The sequence below is a fragment of the Bifidobacterium sp. RTP21102st3_E2_RTP21102_210122 genome, from assembly GCF_040916945.1.
GTDB classification, from domain to species: Bacteria; Actinomycetota; Actinomycetes; order Actinomycetales; family Bifidobacteriaceae; genus Bifidobacterium; species Bifidobacterium longum.
The window spans coordinates 2,745-5,334 of sequence record NZ_JBCPAN010000011.1; the positions used below are offsets into that span (position 1 = coordinate 2,745).

The 2,590-nt window shown below is 58.7% G+C and carries 1 rRNA gene (running past one end of the window); it reads left to right on the forward strand.

The features are described from left to right. Window positions 1–2,590 (forward strand): 23S ribosomal RNA (locus AB5287_RS09790); its annotated part reaches 572 nt to the left of the window's first position; the annotation flags it as partial.

A 2,590-nucleotide genomic window follows, 5' to 3' on the forward strand; every position in this document is an offset into this window, starting at 1 on the left:
CCGGACCGTTGGGTAAGCCTGAATATTCCTGTCTGACCGATAGCGAACGAGTACCGTGAGGGAAAGGTGAAAAGTACCCCGGGAGGGGAGTGAAACAGTCTCTGAAACCGTGCGCCTACAATCCGTCGGAGCCCTTTTGTGGGGTGACGGCGTGCCTATCGAAAAATGAGTCTGCGAGTCAGTGGCATGTGGCGAGCATAACCCGTGTGGGGTATGCGTAGCGAAGGCGAGTCTTAAAAGGCGTTTGAGTCGCGTGTCCTGGACCCGAAGCGGGATGATCTAGCCCTGAGCAGGTTGAAGCGCGGGTAAGACCGCGTGGAGGACCGAACCCACCTGGGTTGAAAACCGGGGGGATGACTTGGGGCTAGGGGTGAAAGGCCAATCAAATTCCGTGATAGCTGGTTCTCTCCGAAATGCATTTGGGTGCAGCGTCGGGTCATTACGTCCCGGGGGTAGAGCTACTGGATGCTTGCGGGCCCGTATCGGGTACCAACAGCAACCAAACTCCGAATACCGGTGACGCGTATCCCGGCAGTGAGTCGGCGGGGGATAAGCTTCGTCGTCGAAAGGGAAACAGCCCAGACCGTCGTCTAAGGTCCCGAAGCGTGTGCTAAGTGGGAAAGGATGTGGAGTCGCATAGACAGCCAGGAGGTTGGCTCAGAAGCAGCCACCCTTGAAAGAGTGCGTAACAGCTCACTGGTCTAGTGGTTCCGCGCCGACAATGTAGCGGGGCTCAAGCACACCACCGAAGACGCGGCAGTATTTTGTACTGGGTAGGAGAGCGTCCCATGAGGGGCGAAGCGGCCGTGTGAACGCGCCGTGGACTTCATGGGAGTGAGAATGCAGACATGAGTAGCGAGAGACGGGTGAAGATCCCGTCCGCTGGATGACCAAGGGTTCCAGGGCCACGTTCATCGTCCCTGGGTGAGTCGGGTCCTAAGGCGAGGCCGACAGGCGTAGTCGAATGGATGAACGGGTCGATATTCCCGTACCGGCTTTCAGCCGCCAAAACCGAGGCTTGGAGTACTAACCTCCGGGTCCGGGCTTACTGCTCCTTCGGGGGCGGGATGCCCTGGCCTGTTGGGACCGATCCTTGTAGTAGGTCAGCGCAGGAGTGACGCAGAAGGGTAGCCGGCCGCGGAGGTGGTCTTCCGTGGTCAAGCACGCAGGGCGTGGGACAGGCAAATCCGTCCCGCATGGGTCCGAGGTGCGATGATGGGGGCCTTATGGCCCGATATCCGGTGATCCCGGCTGCCGAGAAAAGCTTCGGCGTCAGGCTCAAAGCCGCCCGTACCCCAAACCGACACTGGTGGTCAGGTAGAGAATACCAAAGCGATCGAGCGAATCCTGGTCAAGGAACTCGGCAAATCACTCCCGTTCCTTCGGTTTAAGGGAGACCCCCGATGGTGAACACACTTGCTGTGGGAGCTTTTGGGGGTGGCACAGACCAGGGGGTAGCGACTGTTTACCAAAAACACAGGTGCATGCGAAGGCGCAAGCCGCTGTATATGCACTGACGCCTGCCCGGTGCCGGAAGGTTAAGAGGATCCGTCAGCCTTCGGGTGAAGCGGTGAATTCAAGCCCCGGTAAACGGCGGTGGTAACTATAACCATCCTAAGGTAGCGAAATTCCTTGTCGGGTAAGTTCCGACCTGCACGAATGGCGTAACGACTTCCCCACTGTCTCGACCAGGAGCTCGGCGAAATTGCAGTACGAGTAAAGATGCTCGTTAAGCGCAGAAGGACGAAAAGACCCCGGGACCTTTACTATACCTTGGTATTGGCATTCGGTGTGGATTGTGTAGCATAGGCGGGAGGCCGAGAGGCGCGGTCGCCAGATCGCGCGGAGCCGTAAGGTGAAATACCGCTCTGTTCGCATTGGATGTCTAACCTCGAACAGTCATCCTGTTCAGGGACAGTGCCTGGCGGGTAGTTTAACTGGGGCGGTTGCCTCCCAAAGAGTAACGGAGGCGCCCAAAGGTCCGCTCAGCCCGGTTGGCAATCGGGTGGCGAGTGCAAGTGCACAAGCGGGCTTGACTGCGAGGACGACGGTCCGAGCAGGGACGAAAGTCGGGACTAGTGATCCGGTGCCGGTGTACGGACGCGGCATCGCTCAACGGATAAAAGGTACCCCGGGGATAACAGGCTGATCATTCCCAAGAGTCCATATCGACGGGATGGTTTGGCACCTCGATGTCGGCTCGTCGCATCCTGGGGCTGGAGCAGGTCCCAAGGGTTCGGCTGTTCGCCGATTAAAGCGGCACGCGAGCTGGGTTCAGAACGTCGTGAGACAGTTTGGTCTCTATCCTCTGCGCTCGTTGGAATGCTGAGGAGGCCTGCCCATAGTACGAGAGGACCTGGGTGGACGAACCTCTGGTATGCCGGTTGTCACGCCAGTGGCACGGCCGGTTGGCTACGTTCGGAAGGGATAACCGCTGAAAGCATCTAAGCGGGAAGCCTGCTCCAAGATAAGCATTCCGTGGAACCTTCGAGTTCCTGTAGTCCCCATGCAGAACACGTGGTCGATAGGCCGGACGTGGAAGCCCCGCGAGGGGTGGAGCCGACCGGTACTAACGGACGAAAGGCAACAC